5 protein-coding genes are annotated in these 18,063 nt (G+C 76.7%); all 5 read left to right on the forward strand.

The genetic code is table 11. From position 1 onward, the window contains the following. Positions 1 to 13: 13 nt before the first annotated feature. The 5 genes from Q3W71_RS22335 (at position 14) to Q3W71_RS22355 (ending at position 18,056) form a co-directional block, all read left to right on the forward strand. Positions 14 to 3,484 carry an AMP-binding protein gene (locus Q3W71_RS22335; protein ID WP_302921338.1) on the forward strand — a complete coding sequence of 1,157 codons (3,471 nt, stop codon included), beginning with the start codon at positions 14 to 16 and terminating at the stop codon, positions 3,482 to 3,484. Then, on the forward strand, positions 3,481 to 6,675 hold the full coding sequence (locus tag Q3W71_RS22340; RefSeq protein WP_302921339.1) for a thioesterase domain-containing protein: 3,195 nt from the start codon (positions 3,481 to 3,483) through the stop codon (positions 6,673 to 6,675). Before Q3W71_RS22335 ends, Q3W71_RS22340 begins: the two co-directional genes overlap by 4 nt. A gap of 76 nt (positions 6,676 to 6,751) precedes the next feature. Next, complete coding sequence (locus tag Q3W71_RS22345; protein WP_302921340.1) at positions 6,752 to 9,055, forward strand: lantibiotic dehydratase; 2,304 nt, start codon at positions 6,752 to 6,754, stop codon at positions 9,053 to 9,055. After that, positions 9,052 to 12,570, forward strand: a complete 3,519-nt coding sequence (locus Q3W71_RS22350) for an amino acid adenylation domain-containing protein (protein ID WP_302921341.1) — start codon at positions 9,052 to 9,054, stop codon at positions 12,568 to 12,570. Before Q3W71_RS22345 ends, Q3W71_RS22350 begins: the two co-directional genes overlap by 4 nt. 14 nt (positions 12,571 to 12,584) lie before the next feature. Further along, complete coding sequence (locus Q3W71_RS22355; RefSeq protein ID WP_302921342.1) at positions 12,585 to 18,056, forward strand: type I polyketide synthase; 5,472 nt, start codon at positions 12,585 to 12,587, stop codon at positions 18,054 to 18,056. The last annotated feature ends 7 nt before the right edge of the window (positions 18,057 to 18,063 follow it).

Below are 18,063 nucleotides of genomic sequence, written 5' to 3' on the forward strand. Positions count from 1 at the left end.
TCCGTAGTCTGACATGGAACAATCGACGGTCATCCATCGTTTCGCCGCTGTCGCCGCCCGTCGTCCCGAACTGCCGGCTGTGCTCGGCGAGTCCGAACAGCTCAGCTACGCCGACCTGGCCGGTGCGGCCGGCGGGTACGCCGCGGCGCTCGCCGCCGCCGGAGCCCGGCCGGGCGACCGGGTCGCCCTGCTCACCGCGCACGGCGCGCCCACCATCGCGGCCATCCTCGGCACCCTCGCGGCCGGGTGCGCGTACGTGCCGCTGGATCCCGGGTTCCCCGAGCAGCGGCTGCGGCACATGCTCGCCGCCGCCGGCGTCGGCACCGTCCTGAGTGGAGCGGAGTACGCCGAGGCGGCCCGCCGGCTCACCGCCGACCGGCCGCACGTGCGGGTGCTCACCGTGGACGCCCCGCCGCCCGCCCCGCTGCGCCCGGCGCCGATCGACCCGGACGCGCTGGCGTACGTGCTGTTCACCTCGGGCTCCACCGGCGTGCCCAAGGCGGTCGGGCAGACCCACCGCAACCTGCTGCACGTCGTCGACAACCAGATCGCCACGCTCGACCTCGGCCCGGCCGACCGGCTCAGCCTGCTCGCCTCGTTCAGCTTCGACGCGGCCATCCCCGACCTCTACCCGGCGCTGCTCGCCGGCGCCGCGGTCGTCCCGGTGGAGCTGCGCCGGCACGGCCTGGCGCACGCCGTCGAGCAGCTCGCCCGGAACCGGGTCACCGTCTACCACTCCACCCCCACCGTCTACCGGTTCCTGCTCGACACCCTCGGCGAGCGCCGGCTCGACCACGTCCGGGTCGTGCTGCTCGGCGGCGAGCAGGCCACGCACGCCGACGCCGCGCGGGGCCGCGACCGGTTCGCCCCGGACGGCCTGCTGGTCAACGGCTACGGCGCGACCGAGTTGACCTTCGCGGCCCGGTACGCGCTGCCGCTGGCCGCGGCCGACCCGGCCGCCACCGGGCCGCTGCCGATCGGCACCGCGCTGCCCGGCTACGAGCTGCGGCTGGCCCCCGACGGCGAACTCGTGGTGCGCAGCCGGCACCTCGCCCCCGGCTACCTCGACCAGCACAGCGACCGGTTCGGCGTGGACCCGGACGGGGTGCCGACGTACCGCACCGGCGACCTGGCCGACCGGCTGCCCGGCGGCGAGCTGGTCTGCCTCGGCCGGCTCGACCGGCAGGTCAAGGTACGCGGGTTCCGGGTCGAGCTGACCGAGATCGAGGCGGTGCTCGCCGAGCAGCCGGGCGTCGCCGCGGTCCGCGCCATCGCCCGCGACGGCGAGCTGCTCGCGTACGCCCGGCCGGCCGGCGGGCCGCTCGACCCGGCGGCCCTGCGCGCGGCGCTGGCCCGACGGCTGCCCGACTACGCGCTGCCGCGCGCGGTGGTGGTGGTCGAGGAGTTCCCGCTCACCGTCACCGGCAAGATCGACGAGCGGGCGCTGCCCGACCCGGCGGCGGACGTGCCGCCCGGCGAGGCCCCGACCACGCCCACCGAGCGGATCGTGCACGACATCTGGTGCGCGGTGCTCGGCCGCGCCGCGGTGGCCCGCACCGCCAGCTTCTTCGACGTCGGCGGGCAGTCCCTGCTGCTCGGTCAGGTGCAGCAGCGGCTGGCCGAGCGGTTCGGCGTACGGCTGCCCCTGCTGCGCCTCTTCGACCACCCCACGGTGGCCGACCAGGCCCGGCTGCTCGACGCGCCGCTGGAGCCGGTGCGCGCGCCGATGCCGCCGCCGGCCGCCCCGACCACCGCCGCCCGCGAGTACACCGGCGACGAGATCGCCGTGGTCGGCCTGGCCGGCCGGTTCCCGGGCGCGCCCGACGTGGCCACCTTCTGGTGGAACCTCTGCGCCGGCGTCGACTCGATCCACGACCACACCGACGAGGAACTGGCCGCCCTCGGCATCGGCTCCCGGCTGCGCGCCGACCCCCGGCACGTCAAGGCGGCGGGCCGGCTGGACGGGGTGGCCGACTTCGACGCCGGCTTCTTCTCCTTCGGCGAGCAGGAGGCCGCGCGCACCGACCCGCAGCACCGGCTCTTCCTGGAGACCGCCTGGGAGGCGCTGGAGGACGCCGGCCACGACCCGGCCCGCTTCCCCGGGCTGGTCGGGGTCTACGCGGCCACCTCGGCCAATCGCTACTTCCTGTTCCACCTCATGGACAACCCGGCGGTGGTCGGCGACGTCGACCCGGACGACTGGGAGGCCCGGCTGGTCGGCCGGCAGTTCACCGACCACCTGCCCGGCCAGGTGGCGTACCGGCTGGGGCTGACCGGGCCGGCGGTCGCCGTGCAGAGCGCCTGCTCCAGTTCGCTGGTCGCGGTCTGCCTGGCCGCCCAGAGCCTGGCCGACTACCAGTGCGACATCGCGCTGGCCGGCGGGGTGAACGTCACCTGGCCCCGCTACCGGCACACCCCCGGCGGGCTGGCCTCGCCGGACGGCCGGTGCCGCGCGTTCGACGAGGCGGCCAACGGCGCCGGCTTCGGCTCCGGCGTCGGCGTGGTGGCGCTGCGCCGGCTCGCCGACGCGCAGGCCGACGGCGACCGGATCTACGCGGTGCTCCCCGGCTGGGGAGTCACCAACGACGGCGCCGACCGGGCCGGCTTCGCCGTGCCCGGGCCGGCCGGGCAGGCCGCCGCGGTGGCCAACGCGCTCGCCGCCGCCGAGGTCGCGCCCGGCGAGGTCCGCTTCATCGAGGCGCACGGCAGCGGCACGCCGCTCGGCGACGCCATCGAGGTCGCCGCGCTGCACGAGGTGTACGCGGGCACCGGCCCCGCCGAGACCTGCGCGCTCGGCTCGGTGAAGACCAACATCGGCCACCTGGACGCCGCCGCCGGCATCGCCGGGCTGATCAAGGCGGTGCTCGCCGTGCAGCACGGGGTGATCCCGCCGAACCTGCACTTCAACCGCCCGCACCCCGAGGTCGACCTGGCCGCCGGCCCGTTCTACGTGCCGACCAAGGCGCGGGACTGGCCCGACGCGGCGCGCCGGGTCGCCGGGGTCAGCTCGTTCGGCGTCGGCGGCACCAACGCGCACGTCGTGGTGGAGCAGCCGCCACCGGCCGAGCCGGGTGACGCCCCGGACGCCGCGGCGTACCTGCTGCCGGTCTCGGCCCGGGACCCGGTCGCGCTGCGGGCGGCGCTGACCCGGCTGCGCCAGCACCTCGCCGGCACCAGCCCGGTACTGGCCGAGGTGGCCGCCACGCTGGCCCTGGGCCGGCGGGCCTTCGGCTGCCGGGCGGCCGTGGTGGCGACCGACCCGGCCGGCGCCGTCGCCGCGCTCGACGAGCTGCTCGGCACCGACGCCCGGGTGGCCGGCCCGGCAGGTGAGCTGCGTGAACTGGCCGCCACCTGGGTCACCGGCCGGGACGTGGACTGGGCGGCGCTGCACCCCGAGGGCACGGTCCGGCGTACCGGGCTGCCCACCTACCCGTTCCAGCGCCAGCGGTACTGGATCGACCCCCCTCAGAAAGGCGCGCGGTGAACTGGTTCGTCTCCGCCGGCCGCCGGGAACCGGCACCGGTCCAGCTGTTCTGCCTGCCCTACGCCGGCGCGGGCGCCAGCGCGTTCCGGCGCTGGCAGGACGGCCTCGGCCCGGGCGTCGAGGTGCTGCCGGTGCAGCTGCCCGGCCGGGAGAACCGGATCAGCGAGGACCCGCGGTTCCGGGTGGCCGACGTCGCGCACGCCATCGCCGAACGCACCACCGGCGCGTACGCCGTCTACGGCCACTCCATGGGCGGCCGGGTCGGCTTCGAGGTGGTCCGCGAGCTGCGCCGGGCCGGACTGCCGCTGCCGCTGCGGCTCTACGTCGGCGGCGCCCGTGCCCCGCACGTCACCGCGCCCAGCCTCTTCGACGGACTCTCCCGGGTGGACGACGACGAGCTGCTGCGCCGGCTCGGCGCGGGCGGCGGACTGCCGGCCGAGCTGCTCGACCACCCGGAGCTGGTCGAGCTGCTGCTGCCCCTGCTGCGCGCCGACTTCGGCCGGGTCGACAGCTACCGCTACGTCCCGGAGGAGCCGCTGCCGGTGCCGATCGTGGCGTTCAACGGCCGGCACGACCGGGCGGTCACCCGGGCGCACAGCGCGGCCTGGCGGGAGCACACCGCCGCCGGCTTCACCCTGCACGACGTCGACGGCGGGCACTTCTTCCTGCACGACCGGCTGCCCGACCTGCTCGCCCTGATCCGCGCCGACCTCGACACGGCGCTCGCCTCCCCGGATCTCGATGACACGGACATGCCCGCGACCGCCGCGGCCGATCGGTCCGGCGCGGACACAGCAGTGCCCACCGGTCCGTCCGGCACCGAGGCATCCGCCACCGCTGGTCTGTCCGGAGCCGGGGCCGGCGCGGTGCTGCCCGGCGGGCACCGGGTGCCGCTCGGCGACACCGGCTGGTCGGTGTGGCGGGACGCCATCCTGCGCACCACCGGGTTCCCCGCCGACGGGCTGGCCCTGCTCGCCGCCCCGCCGGCCGCCGCGGCCGCCGACGAGCTGCTGGCCACCGGCGCCGGCGCGGAGCAGTTCGACAAGGAGTTCGCCGAGGCGGTGGCGGCGACCGGTCGCCGGCTCACCGAGCTGGCCGGCGACCCGCTGCTGCGCGAGGCGGTCACCTGGCAGAACCGGGGCGCCCTGCTCGCCCTGGACGGCCTCGCCCGCGGCGGCCCCGACCCGGCCCGCAACGTGCGCCGCCGCGACCGGGAACGGGCCCTGCTCAAGTACTGGCAGCGGTACTGCGGCAAGAACGAGACGGTCGGCTTCTTCGGTCCGAGCTGCTGGGTCACCCTCGACCCGGCCCGCCCGGAGACCGCCGACGTGCGCCCCGGCCCCAGCCTGACCCGGCGCCGCTGGGTCTGGTTCGAGTCCTGGGCGCTGAGCGCCTACGCCGACCGGATCGGCCAGGACCTGGCGGTGCGCAGCTGGTGGGCGCCGATGCTCGCCCCGCAGTTGAGCCTCGCCGACCGGGCGGTCCGCCGGCCCGGCCGGCCGCCGGTGCCGATCACCGGCGTGGAGGCGGCGCTGCTGGCCGCCGCCGACGGCCGGCGCCCGGCCCGCGAGCTGGTCGCCGACCCGGCGATCGGGTTGCGCCGCCCGGAGGACGGCTACGCGCTGCTGGACCGGCTGGTCGAGCGGGAGCTGATCACCTGGGACGCGGCGCTGCCGGTGAGCCCGGACGCCGAGGACGTGCTGCGGCGGCGGATCGACGCGATCGGTGACGAGCCCGCGCGGCGGGACGCCCGCGCCGGCTTCGACCGGCTCCGCGCCGCCCGGGACGCGGTGGCCGCCGCGGCCGGCGACCCGGACCGGCTGCGTACCGCCCTGGACGCGCTGGACGCCACCTTCACCGAGCTGACCGGACAGCCGCCGCGCCGGCGGGCCGGCCAGATGTACGCCGGCCGCACCCTCTGCTACGAGGACACCAGCCGCGACCTCGACGTGGTCTTCGGCCAGCCGCTGCTGGACCGGATCGCCGCCCCGCTCGCGGTGCTGCTCCAGGCGGCCCGCTGGCTGGTCGGCGCGCTGGAGCGGGCGTACGGTGCGGCGTTCCGGGAGCTGCACGACGAGCTGCGCGCCGAGTCCGGCGGCGCCCCGGTGGCCCTGTCCGACCTGTGGTTCCTCGCGCAGGGCCTGTTCTGGGGCGACGGGACCCGGCCGGTCGACGCGGTCGCCGCCGAGTTCGCCGGCCGCTGGGCCGGACTGTTCGGGCTGGCCGCGCTGCCGCCCGGGACCACCGAGGTCCGGCTGCCGGTAGCCGACCTCGCCGCCCGGGTCGCCGAGGTCTTCCCGGCTGAGCGGCCGGCCTGGCCCAACGCCCGGCTGCACAGCCCCGACCTGCAAATCTGCGCCGCCGACGCGGACGCGCTGGCCCGCGGCGACTACACGGTGGTGCTCGGCGAGCTGCACGCCGCCTGGGCGTCCTTCGACTGCCAGGTCTTCACCCCGGCGCACCCGGACGTGGGGCGGCTGCGCGACGCGCTCACCGCCGACCTGGGCGAGCGGCGGATCCGGCTGCTCTTCCCGACCGACTGGCCCCGGCGCACCAGCCGGGTCGCCGAGGCGCTGGCCGGGCCGACCGACCGGCAGCTGGCCTTCGCGCCCGCGCCCGGCGCCGACCCGGACCGGGTGCTGCCCACGGTGGACCTGACAGTCGTCGACGAGGACGGCCAGCTCTTCGCCACCGCACCCGACGGGCAGCGCTGGACCCTGACCGAGGTCTTCTCCCCGCTGCTCAGCGCGCACGCCGTGGACGGGTTCAAGCTGGTCGCCGCCGCGCCGTACACCCCCCGGATCACCCTCGGCGAGCTGGTGGTGGCGCGGCAGACCTGGCGGACCACGGTCGGCGACAGCGGTCTGGCCACCGTCACCGGCGAGCGGGAACGGTTCCTCGCCGTCCGGGACTGGCGCCGCCGCCTCGGCCTGCCCGAGCAGGTCTACGTCAAGCTCGGCACCGAGACCAAGCCCTGCTTCGTCGACCTGAGCAGCCCGGCGTTCAGCAACATGTTCTGCGCCATGGTGCGGGCCGCCCGTGGCGACGGCGGCGACGACACCTCGCTGGTGGTCAGCGAGATGCTGCCCACGGTGGCCGACGCCTGGGTGCCGGACGCGGCCGGCCGGCGCTACTTCAGCGAGCTGCGGCTGCACATCGTGGACGCCGACGAGCGGGAGGCCGCTCGATGAGCGAGCGTCAGCGAGTGAATCATCGGTGCAGCGCGTTGGTGCCTCATGGCGGCACGGAGCGAAGCGGAGTGCCGGCATGAGCCACCGGATCCCGCTCGGCGACACCGGCTGGTCGGTGTGGCGCGACGTCGTGCTGCGCACCGCCGGTTTCCCGGCCGCCGGGCTGGACGCCTTCGCCGCCCCGGAGGTCGCCGCCGCCGCCGACGCCCTGCTGGCCGGGGAGGACACCGCCGACCTGTTCGACAAGGCGTTCGCGGCGGCGCTCGCCGACAGCTCGGCGGTGTGCGGCGAGATCGCCGCCGACCCGCTGCTGCGCGAGGCGGTCACCTGGCAGAACCCGGAGATGCTGATCGCGCTCGACGGCCTGCTGCGCACCGACCCGGCGGTCCGCAACGTCCGCCGCCGCAAGCGCGAGCTGAGCCTGCTGCGCTACTGGCAGCGCTACTGCGGCAAGGCCGAGACGATCGGGTTCTTCGGGCCGGTCTGCTGGGGCCGGCTCGACCCCGACCAGCCGGGCACCCGGCTGCGGCCCGGGCCGGCGCTGGTGTCCCGGCGCGAGGTCCACTTCGAGGCGTGGGCGCTGATCGCGTACGCCGACCGGCTCGCCGACGACCTGGCGGTGCGGCGCTGGTGGGCACCGGCCCTGCCGCCGCACCTGAGCCTGTCCGGCCGGCAGGTCACCCGGCCGCTGCTGCCGCCGACCGAGCTGTCCGCCGTGGAGGCGCGGCTGCTGGCCGCCTGCGACGGGCTCACCCCGGCGATCGAGCTGGTGCGGCGGCTCTGCGCCGACGGGGAGCTGCGCAGTGCGGACGACGGCTACCTGCTGCTCGACCGGCTGGTCGAGCGGAGCCTGCTGACCTGGGACGCCGGCCTGCCGGTGAGCCCCGCGGCCGAGCGCGTGCTGGCGGAGCGGATCGCCGCGATCGGCGACCCGCCGGTGCGCGCCGAGGTGGCCGCCGCGTTCGACCGGCTGCGCGCGGCGCGCGACGCGGTGGCCGCGGCCGCCGGGGACCCGGACCGGCTCGGCGCCGCCCTCGCGGCGCTGAACACCGAGTTCACCGCCGTCACCGGCCGGCCCGCCACCCGCCAGGCCGGGCAGATGTACGCCGGCCGCACGGTGCTCTACGAGGAGACCGCCCGCGACCTGGCGGTCACGGTCGGCTCCCGGGTGCTGGACGCGCTGGCCGAGCCGCTGGCGATCGTGCTGACCGCCGCCCGCTGGCTGACCGCCGAGGTCGGCGCCGCCGGGGAGCGGCTGGTGGCCGAGCTGCACGCCGAACTGCGCGGCGACGGGCCGGTGCGGCTGGCCGACGTCTGGGCCCTCGCCCAGGGGCTGCTGCTGGCCCCGGACGGCCCGATCGCCAGCGCGGGCGCCGAACTGACCGCCCGCTGGGCCGAGCTGGTCGGCCTGGACACGGTCGCGCCCGACCAGACGGAACTGCGGCTGCGCAGCGCCGACCTGGCCGAGCGGGCCCGGGCGCTGTTCGGTGCCGAGCGCCCCGGCTGGCCGTCCGCCCGGATCCACAGCCCGGACGTGCAGGTCAGCGCCACCGGGCTGGACGCGGTCGACCGGGGCGACGTCCTGCTCGTCCTCGGCGAGCTGCACCCGGCGTACGTCCCGTTCGACAGCGCGGTGCTGACCCCGTTCCACCCCGACCCGGCGGCGTTGCGGGCCGCGCTCGACGCGGACCTCGGCCCGGCCCGGGCCCGGGTGCTCTATCCGGAGAGCTTCCCCCGCACCACCACCCGGATGACGTACGCGCTCGACGGCCCCGCCGACCGGCAGTTCGGCATCGACACGGCGCACGGCGCCGACGTGGAGCGGCTGGTCCGGGCCACCGAGGCACTGGTCGAGCCGAGCGCCGACGGGTGGGTGGCGGTGCTGCCCGACGGCACCCGCTGGCCGGTTATGGAGATCTTCGCCACCCTGCTCGGAGCGCTGCTGCTGGACGCGTTCAAGCTGCTCGCCCCGGCCCCGCACACGCCCCGGATCACCATCGACCGGCTGGTCGTTGCCCGGCGTACCTGGCGGACCACGGTGGCGGAGACCGGGCTGGCCGGCGTCACCGGCGAGGCCGAGCGGTTCCTCGCGGTCCGCCGCTGGCGGGCCCGGCTCGGGCTGCCCGAGCGGGTCTTCGTCAAGGTCGGCACCGAGGTCAAGCCCTGCTACGTCGACCTCACCGGCCCGCTGCACGCCCAGTCGCTCTGCGCCATGGTCGACGCCGCCGCGAAGACCGGCCCGGAGGTCACGGTCACCGTCAGCGAGCTGCTGCCGGACCCGGCGGACGCCTGGGTGACCGACGTGCAGGGCCGCGGCTACGTCAGCGAGCTGCGGATGCAGATCACCGATCCAGTGAGCCACCGGGGAGTGAACGGGTGACCGACATCCTGTCCATCAGCGCCGCGCACGGCGAGAGCCTCTCCTGGCCGGACGCGACGCTGGCCGAGCTGATCGCCGCCCAGGCCGCCCGCACCCCGGACGCGGTAGCGGTGCGCCAGTGGGACACCCGGCTCAGCTACGCCGAGCTGCTGGCCCGGGCCGCCGGGGTGGCCGCCGCGTTGCGCGAGCGCGGCGTCGGCCGGCAGACCCGGGTCGGCGTCTGCGGCGCCCGCACCCCCGACCTGGTGGTGACCGTGGTCGGCGTGCTGCTGGCCGGCGGCTGCTACGTGCCGCTGGAGCCGGGCGGGCCGCGCCGGCGGCTGCGGGAGATCGCCGCCGACGCCGGGGTGACGGTGGTGGTCGGCGACGCGGCCGAAGCGGAGTTCGGCGACGTGCCCGGCGTCGAGGCGGTCGGCCTGCCCGGCCCGGCCCCGCTGGCCCCCTGCCCGGCGCGCCCCGGCGACCCGGCGTACGTGCTGTTCACCTCCGGGTCCACCGGCCGGCCCAAGGGGGTGCTCACCACCCACCGCAACGTTGTCGAGTTCGTCACCGGCTGCGCCGCGCTGACCGGCGCCGACGCCGGAGTACGCAGCCTCGGCATCGCCTCGCTCGGCTTCGACGCGGCCACCATGGACCTGTTCCTGCCGCTGCTGCTGGGCGGCGCCGTCCAGCTGCTCGGCGCCGACGACCGGGCCGACCCGGTGCGGCTCGCCCGGTTCATCGCCGCGCACGAGGTGAACTGGGGGTTCATCACCCCGACCGTGCTGTCCATGCTGGACCCGGCGGAGCTGCCGGCCTGGCGGGTGGTGCTCTGCGGCGGGGAGGCGGTGCCCGCCGAGCTGGCCGCCCGCTGGGCGCCCGGAAGGCTCTTCCTCAACGGCTACGGGCCCACCGAGACCACTGTGCTCGCGGTCAGCGGGGAACTGACCGCCACCGAACGCGACCCGGTGCCGATCGGCCGCCCGCTGCCCAACCACCGGGCGTACGTGGTGGACGAGCGGCTGCGCCCGGTGCCGCCGGGGGAGACCGGCGAGCTGCTGATCGGCGGCCCCGGTCTGGCCGACGGCTACCTCAACCGGCCCGCGCTGACCGCCGAGCGGTTCGTCCCCGACCCGTTCTCGGACCTGCCCGGGGAGCGCCTCTACCGCACCGGTGATCTGGTGCGGCAGGACCCGGACGGGCGGATCGTCTACCTCGGCCGCGCCGACCGGCAGGTGAAGGTCCGCGGCCAGCGGATCGAACTGGGCGAGGTGGAGGCGGTGCTGGCCGACCTGCCCGGGGTGGACCGGGTGGCGGTGGAGGCGGTGCCCGGTCCGGCCGGCACCGAGCTGGTCGCGTTCCTCACCCCCGCCGACGCCCCGGACGACGAGCGGCTGCGGGCGTACGCCGGACCCCGGCTGACCGCCGCGATGCTGCCGGCCCGGGTGCTGCGCCTGGCCGAGCTGCCGGTCAGCCCGACCAGCGGCAAGCTGGACCGGGCGGCGCTGCGCGCGCTGGCCGCTGCCGGCCGCCCGGCCGAGCCGGCCGAGTCGACCGGACCGGCCGCGGGCGACGAGCCGGTGGCGGCGGCGGTGGCCCGGATCTGGGGCCGGCTGCTCGGCGCCGCGCCCGACCCGACCAGCGACTTCCTGGCCGCCGGCGGCAACTCGATAGCGGCGATGCGGCTGGTCGCGGCGCTCCGCGCCGAACTGGGCCGGCAGGTCGACGCCCGGGACGTCTTCACCGCCCGCACCCTGGCCGGGCTCGTCGAGCGGGTCCGCGCCGCGGCCCCCGCCGACGCCGACGGGCTGACCACCGGCAACCCGCCCACCCTCTCCCCGCCGCAGCGGCGGCTCTGGTTCGTCGACCAGCTCGCCCCGTCCAGCGCGCCGTACAACATCGCGGTGGCGCACCGGCTGCGCGGCCCGCTGGACACCGCCGCCCTCGGCGCGGCGCTGCGCGCGGTCGCCGAGCGGCACGACGTGCTGCGCTGGCGGATCCCGCAGACCGCCGGCGTGCCGTACGCGGTCCGCGAGGAGCCGACCGACGTGGCCGTCCCGGTGGTCGACCTGACCGGCGGCGCCGACGCCGGGGCGGAGCTGGCCGCGATGCTGGCCGCCGGCGCGGCGCACGCCTTCGACCTGGCGACCGGGCCGCCCTGGCAGGTGACCGTCTACCGGCTCGGCGTGGACGAGCACGTGCTGGCGATCACCCTGCACCACGCGGTCTTCGACGGCTGGTCCGAGAAGCTGTTCTACGACGACCTCGCGGCGGCGTACGCCCAGGCGGTCGCCGGGGACCCGCCGCGGCTGCCGGCGCTGGCCGCCACGTACGCCGACTACGCGGTGTGGCGGGCCGAGCGGGACCGGCACCGCGGTGCGCCGGACCTGGCCTGGTGGCGCGAGCACCTGCGGGACGCGCCGACCGTCCTCGAACTGCCCCGCGACCGGCCCCGGCCGGCGGTGGCGACCTACGCCGGGGCCGAGGCGGCCGTGCGGTTGCCCGAGGCGACCGACCGCGCGGTACGCGCGCTGGCCGAGCGGCGCGGCACCACCGTCGCCGCGGTGCTGCTGGCCGGCTTCGGTGAGCTGCTGCGCCGGCTCACCGGCGGTGACGACCACGTGCTCGGTGCGATCGTCGCCGACCGGCGGCTGGCCGCCTTCGACGACGTGGTCGGCTTCTTCATCGACACCGTGCCGGTGCGGGTACGCGGCGGCGCGGCCAGCTTCGCCGAGCTGGTGGAGCGGTGCGCGACCGAACTGCACGAGGTGACCGCCCATCCGGGCGCGCCGCTGGAGAAGATCGTCGAGGCGCTCGGGGTGGGTCGGGACACCTCCCGAGCCCCGCTGGTGCAGGTGCTGTTCAACGTGCTCAACTTCGCCCCGCCGCGGCTGGCGCTGGCCGGGCTGACCGCCGAGCCGGTCGCCGTGCCCAAGCCCGGCTCGCCGTTCGACATCACCGTCTACGTCGTCGAGCGGGACGACCGCTGGGGCGTCGAGGTGGTCTACAACCCGGACCTGTTCGACGCCGAGCGGGTCGAAGGGCTGCTCGCCGACCTGGTGGCGCTGGTCGGCGCGCTGGCCGCGGCGCCGGAGACCCCCGCCGACCGGGTGGCCGCCGAACTGCCCCGGCCGACCGTGGCCACCCCCCAGCTCGGCGCGATGGGCGTGGCGGCCGCCGAGCCGCCGCGCGGCGTGCTGCCGGCCGGCCCCGACGGCCTGACCGACACCGAGGAGCTGATCGCCGGCATCTGGCGGGAGGTGCTGGAACGCGACCAGGTCGGGGTCACCGACAACTTCTTCGACATCGGTGGCCACTCGCTCGCCCTGGCCGCCGTGCACGCCCGGCTGACCGCCGCCACCGGCCGCTCGATCAAGATGCTCGACCTGTTCCGCCACCCCACCATCCGGGCGCTCGCCGCCAGCCTCGACGGCGCCGCCGACCGGCCGGAGCTGGCCCGCGCCGCGCTGCGCGCCGCCGCCCGACGCAGCCGTACCCGCCGTAACCCACCCCGCCGCCCCGGCGGCACCGCGTGACGAAGGACAGCCTGATGAGCAACCCGACCGCAACCGACCTGCCCGACGACGGCATCGAACCGATCGCCATCGTCGGCATGGCCGCCCGCCTGCCCGGCGCGGCCGACGTGAACGAGTTCTGGCGCAACCTGGTCGACGGGGTCGAGTCGAGCACCGAACTCAGCCGGGAGGAGCAGATCGCCCGGGGCGCCACCGAGGCGGAGGTCGACGACCCGGGCTGGGTGAACCGCGCGCCGCTGGTCGACGGGTACGACGAGTTCGACGCCGGACTGTTCGGGATGACCGCCCGGGAAGCGGAGATCACCGACCCGCAGCACCGGCTGTTCCTGGAGTCCTGCTACACCGCGTTGCAGGACGCCGGCTACGACCCGGGTCGCTACGACGGTTCGGTCGGCGTGTACGCCGGCACCGGCGGCAACTTCTACCTGCACCGCTACGTGTACCGCAACAAGCGGGTCGGGGGCAGCCCGCACGGCGCCGTCTCCATCGCCACCGGCAACTCGCCCAACTACATCGCCACCAACGTGTCGTACCGGCTGGACCTGCGCGGGCCGAGCCTGACCGTGCACACCGCCTGCTCCACCTCGCTGGTCGCGTTCCACCTGGCCTGCGAGGCGCTGCGCAACGGCGAGTGCGACATGGCGCTGGCCGGCGGGGCGAACATCGAACTGCCGCACGTCGGCTACCTGGGCATGGACGGCTTCACCTCGCCGGACGGGCGGTGTCGCCCGTTCGACGCCGGCGCCAACGGCACCGTCTGGGGCAGCGGCGTCGGGGTGACCCTGCTCAAGCGCCTCTCCGACGCGATCGCCGACGGCGACACGATCCGCGCCGTGGTGCTCGGCAACGCGATCAACAACGACGGCGCCGGCAAGGTCGGCTTCACCGCCCCCAGCATGGACGGGCAGATGGAGGCGATCGCCCAGGCGGTCGCGATGGCCGACGTCGACCCGCGCACCATCAGCTACGTCGAGGCGCACGGCACCGGCACCGCGATGGGCGACCCGATCGAGGTGGCCGCGCTCTCCGCCGTCTACACCAAGGACACCGACGACCGGGGCTGGTGCGGCATCGGCTCGGTGAAGTCCAACATCGGCCACCTGAGCCAGCCCTCCGGCATCGTCAGCGTGATCAAGACCGTGCTGGCGATGGAACACGGGCTGATCCCGCCGACCATCAACTACGAGACGCCCAACCCGGCCATCGAGTTCGCCGACACCCCGTTCTACGTCACCAACACCCTGACCAAGTGGGACACCGACGGCGCACCCCGGCGGGCCGGGGTCAGCTCCTTCGGCATCGGCGGCACCAACGCCCACGTGGTGCTGGAGGAGGCCCCGGCGGCGCACCGGCCGTCCCGGCGGGTCCGCCCGGCGCAGTTGCTGCACCTGTCGGCGAAGACCCCCACCGCGCTGGACACCGCCGTACGGCGGCTCGCCGAGCACCTGGAGTCCGCCGCCGACCGGGGGCCGGAGCACCTCGCCGACGTGGCGCACACGCTGCGGATCGGCCGGCAGGAGTACCCGCACCGGGTCGCCGTGGTGGCCACCGACCTGGCCGACGCGGTGACCGCGCTGACCACCCCGCGCCGCCGGCAGGCGGGGGTGGCCGAGGGCGCCGCGCCCCGGCTGGCCTTCCTCTTCTCCGGCCAGGGCGCCCAGTACGCGGGCATGGGCGCGCAGCTCTACGCCGAGGAGCCCGGCTTCGCGGCCACCGTGGACCAGTGCGCCGAGCTGCTCCGCCCGGAGCTGGGGCTGGACATCCGTGACCTGATCCTCGGCCGCGACCCGCAGGCCCAGGAGAAGCTCACCGAGACCCGCTACACCCAGCCCGCCCTGTTCGTCGTCGAGTACGCCCTGGCGGCGCTCTGGCAGTCCGCCGGGGTGCGGCCGGCCGCGATGATCGGCCACTCGATCGGCGAGTACGTCGCCGCCACCGTGGCCGGCGTGCTGAGCCTGCCGGACGCGCTGCGGGTGGTGGCCGCCCGCGGCCGGCTGATGCAGTCCATGCCGCCGGGAGCGATGCTCGCGGTCGCGCTGGACGAGTCGGTGGTCGCCGAGCGGCTCCCCGAGGGGCTGGCCGTGGCCACCGTCAACGGCCCCGGCACCTGCGTGGTGGCCGGCCCCACCGAGGCGGTCGCCGCGTTCGCCGAGACGCTCAAGGGCAAGGCCAAGCCGCTGCGCACCTCGCACGCCTTCCACTCGCCGATGATGGAGCCCATCCTCGCGGAGTTCACCGCGCTGATGGCCGGGGTGCCGCTGCGCGCGCCGGCGATCCCGTTCCTGTCCAACGTCACCGGCACCTGGATCACCGAGCAGCAGGCCACCGACCCCGCGTACTGGGCGGCGCACCTGCGCCAGCCGGTGCGCTTCGGGGCCTGCGTGGCCACCCTGCTCGGCGAGGGCACCTGGCAGCTCGTCGAGTGCGGCCCCGGCAAGCAGCTGGCCAACCTGGCCCGGATGCAGGTGGCCAAGGCGGCCGAGGCGCAGCGCAAGCTCACCCCGCTGGGCAGCCTGCCCGGCCCGGGCGACGCGACCGGCGACCTGGCCACCCTGCTCGGCGCCGCCGCCGCGCTCTGGTGCCAGGGCACCCCGGTGCGGCTGGGCTCCGACCCGGACGCCCGGCGGGTGCCGCTGCCGACGTACCCGTTCGAACGGCGCCGCTACTGGGTCGACCCGGACCCGGTGGAGCAGGTCGCCGCGGCGCCGGTGGAGACCGGACCCCGGCCGCTGCCGGAGTGGTTCGCGGTGCCGGTCTGGCGGCAGGCCGCGCCGGAGCCGCGGACCGAGCCGCCGGGCCGCTGCCTGGTCCTGGTCGACGGCCCGCGCGGCGACGCGCTGCTCGCCGGGCTGCGCGCCGCCGGCGCCGACCCGGTGCCGGTACGCCCCGGCGACGCCTTCGCGGCCACCGACACCGGCTACCGGCTGCGCCCCGGCGTGCGGGACGACTACGACGCGCTGGTGGCCGCGCTGGCCGCCGACGGCGTCCCGGCCCGGCTGGTGCACGCGTTCGCCCTCGACGGCGAGCCGGCCGGTACCGACATCGCGGCCACCTGGGCGGCCCAGGACCGGGGCTTCTTCAGCGCCCTGCACCTGGTGCAGGCGCTGGCCGGTGCCGGCCTGACAAGTGACGATGGCGCCCTCACCCTGGACCTGGTCACCAGCGGCATCGGTGACGTCAGCGGCACCGACCTGTGCCGGCCGGAGCACGCCACCCTGGCCGGGCTGGCCCGGGTGCTCCCGGTCGAGCTGCCCGGGCTGACCGTCCGGCTGCTCGACGCCGACCCGGCCGACGACGGCGGGCGGGCGCTCCTGGCCGAGCTGCGCCGCCCGGTCGACCCGGAGCGACCCGAGGTGGCGCTGCGCGGCGGCCGCCGCTGGGTGACCGGCTACGAGCAGGTCACCGTGGACGCCGAGGGCGAGCCGGGGGCGCTGCGCGAGGGCGGCCGGTACGTCATCACCGGCGGCCTCGGCGGCATCGGCATCACCCTGGCCGAGGACTTCGCCCAGCGGGCCCGGGCGAAGCTGGTCCTGCTGGCCCGCTCCGGCCTGCCCGCCCGCGAGGAGTGGGACGCGCACCTGACCGTGCACGGCGGGGCGGACCGCACCGGCCGGGCGATCGCGGCGATCCGCCGGATGGAGGCGGCCGGCGCCGAGGTGCTGGTGCTCGCCGCCGACGTCACCGACCCGGCCGACCTGCGCCGGGTCCGGGCGGCGGCCGAGGCCGCGTACGGCGGGATCGACGGCATCGTGCACGCGGCCGGCCTGCCCGGCGGCGGCATGGCCGAGATCAAGGAGCGGGCCGAGGCGGAGCGGGTGCTGGCGCCCAAGCTCGCCGGCACCCTCGCGCTGGCGCAGGTCTTCGGCGACCTGCCGCTGGACTTCGTGGTGCTCTGCTCGTCGATCACCGCGGTGATCGGCGGCTTCGGCCAGGTGGACTACTGCGCTGCCAACAACGCGCTGGACGCCTACGCCCGCTCCGGGCTGGGCTGGCGGGCGCCGGTGCTGTCGCAGAACTGGGGCGGCTGGGCCGAGGTGGGCATGGCGGTGGAGACCAACGCGCCGGCCGGGTTCCGGGCCGCGGGCCGGGACACCGTCACCAGTCCGGTCGAGCACCCGGTGCTCACCACGAAGGTGACCGGCCCCGACGGCATCGTGCTGCACGGCCTGGTCTCCGCGGCCACCCACTGGCTGCTCGACGAGCACCGCATCGGCGGGGTGCCGGTGGTCCCGGGCACCGCCCACCTGGAGTCGGTCCGCGCGGCGGTGGCCGCCGCGCTGCCCGCTCCGGCCGAGGGCGCCTGCGTGGAACTGCGCGACGTGGTGTTCCTGGAGCCGTTCTCGGTGCCGGAGGGCACCGTGGCCCAGTACCGGGTGGAGCTGACCCCGAGCGAGGACGGCGCCGACTTCGCGGTGCGCAGCCTCGCCGCCGGCCAGACGCGCACGCACGTGCGCGGCTCGGCGGGCTGGACCGTCGAGCCGGCCCCGCCGGCGCGGCAGCCGGCCGTGGCCGGCCGGCGGGTGGACGACGACTCGTCGTTCGGCCGTGGCCGCACCAGCATGCTCACCTTCGGGCCGCGCTGGGCCGCGCTGCGCGAGCACCACCTCGGCGACGCCGAGGAACTGGCCCGGATCGCGGCCCCCGCCGAGGCCGTCGGTGACCTGCCGGCCTGGGGGCTGCACCCGGCGCTGCTGGACGTGGCGACCGCGTTCGGCCGGGGCCAGGGTTCGGGCACCTACCTGCCGCTGTCGTACGGGCGGATCGTGGTGCGCGGGCCGCTGCCGGCCGAGTTCCACAGCCACCTGCGGCACCGGGACAGCGCCACCGACGAGGTGGTCGCCGCCGACCTGACCCTGCTCGACCCGGCCGGCCGCGAACTCGTCGCGATCAGCGACTTCGTGCTGCGCCGGGTCGACCAGGGCGCGGTGACCGGCGGGCTGACCGCCGCCGCGCCGGCCGACACCGTCGAGGCGGCGCCGGCCGGGCCGACCGAGGACATCCGGCCGGTGGACGGCGCGGAGGCGTTCCGGCGCAGCCTCACCGCCGGGCTGGGCACCCAGGTGGTGATCGCCACCCGGACGGTGGCCGACATCCGCGACCGGGCCGGCCGGGTGACCACCGAGAGCCTGGAGAACGAGCCGGAGGCGCCGGCCGCCACGCCGGCCGCGACCGGGGGCGGCTCGGCCGCGCCGAGCACCGAGCTGGAGGTCACCATCGCCGGGGTCTGGCGGGACGCGCTGGGCGTGCCGGAGATCGGGGTCGACGACGACTTCTTCGCCCTCGGCGGCAACTCCCTGGTCGCGGTCCAGCTGATCGCGGCGATGCGCAAGGCGACCGGGGTCCGGCTGCCGATGCGCAGCCTCTTCGAGACGCCCACCGTCGCCGGTCTCGCCGCCCGGATCGAGGAGCTGCGGGCCACCGCCCCCACCGACGAGCCGGCCGCCCCGGCCACCATCCCCGCCATCCCGCGGCTGCCCCGCGCGTGAGCACCGA

This window comes from Micromonospora sp. C28SCA-DRY-2, from assembly GCF_030519475.1.
Classification (GTDB): Bacteria; Actinomycetota; Actinomycetes; order Mycobacteriales; family Micromonosporaceae; genus Micromonospora.

Coding starts and splice junctions, on each gene's coding strand:
- Q3W71_RS22345 (WP_302921340.1), top strand. CDS start 6,752: ATGAGCCACCGGATCCCGCTCGGCGACACCGGCTGGTCGGTGTGGCGC.
- Q3W71_RS22355 (WP_302921342.1), top strand. CDS start 12,585: ATGAGCAACCCGACCGCAACCGACCTGCCCGACGACGGCATCGAACCG.
- Q3W71_RS22335 (WP_302921338.1), top strand. CDS start 14: ATGGAACAATCGACGGTCATCCATCGTTTCGCCGCTGTCGCCGCCCGT.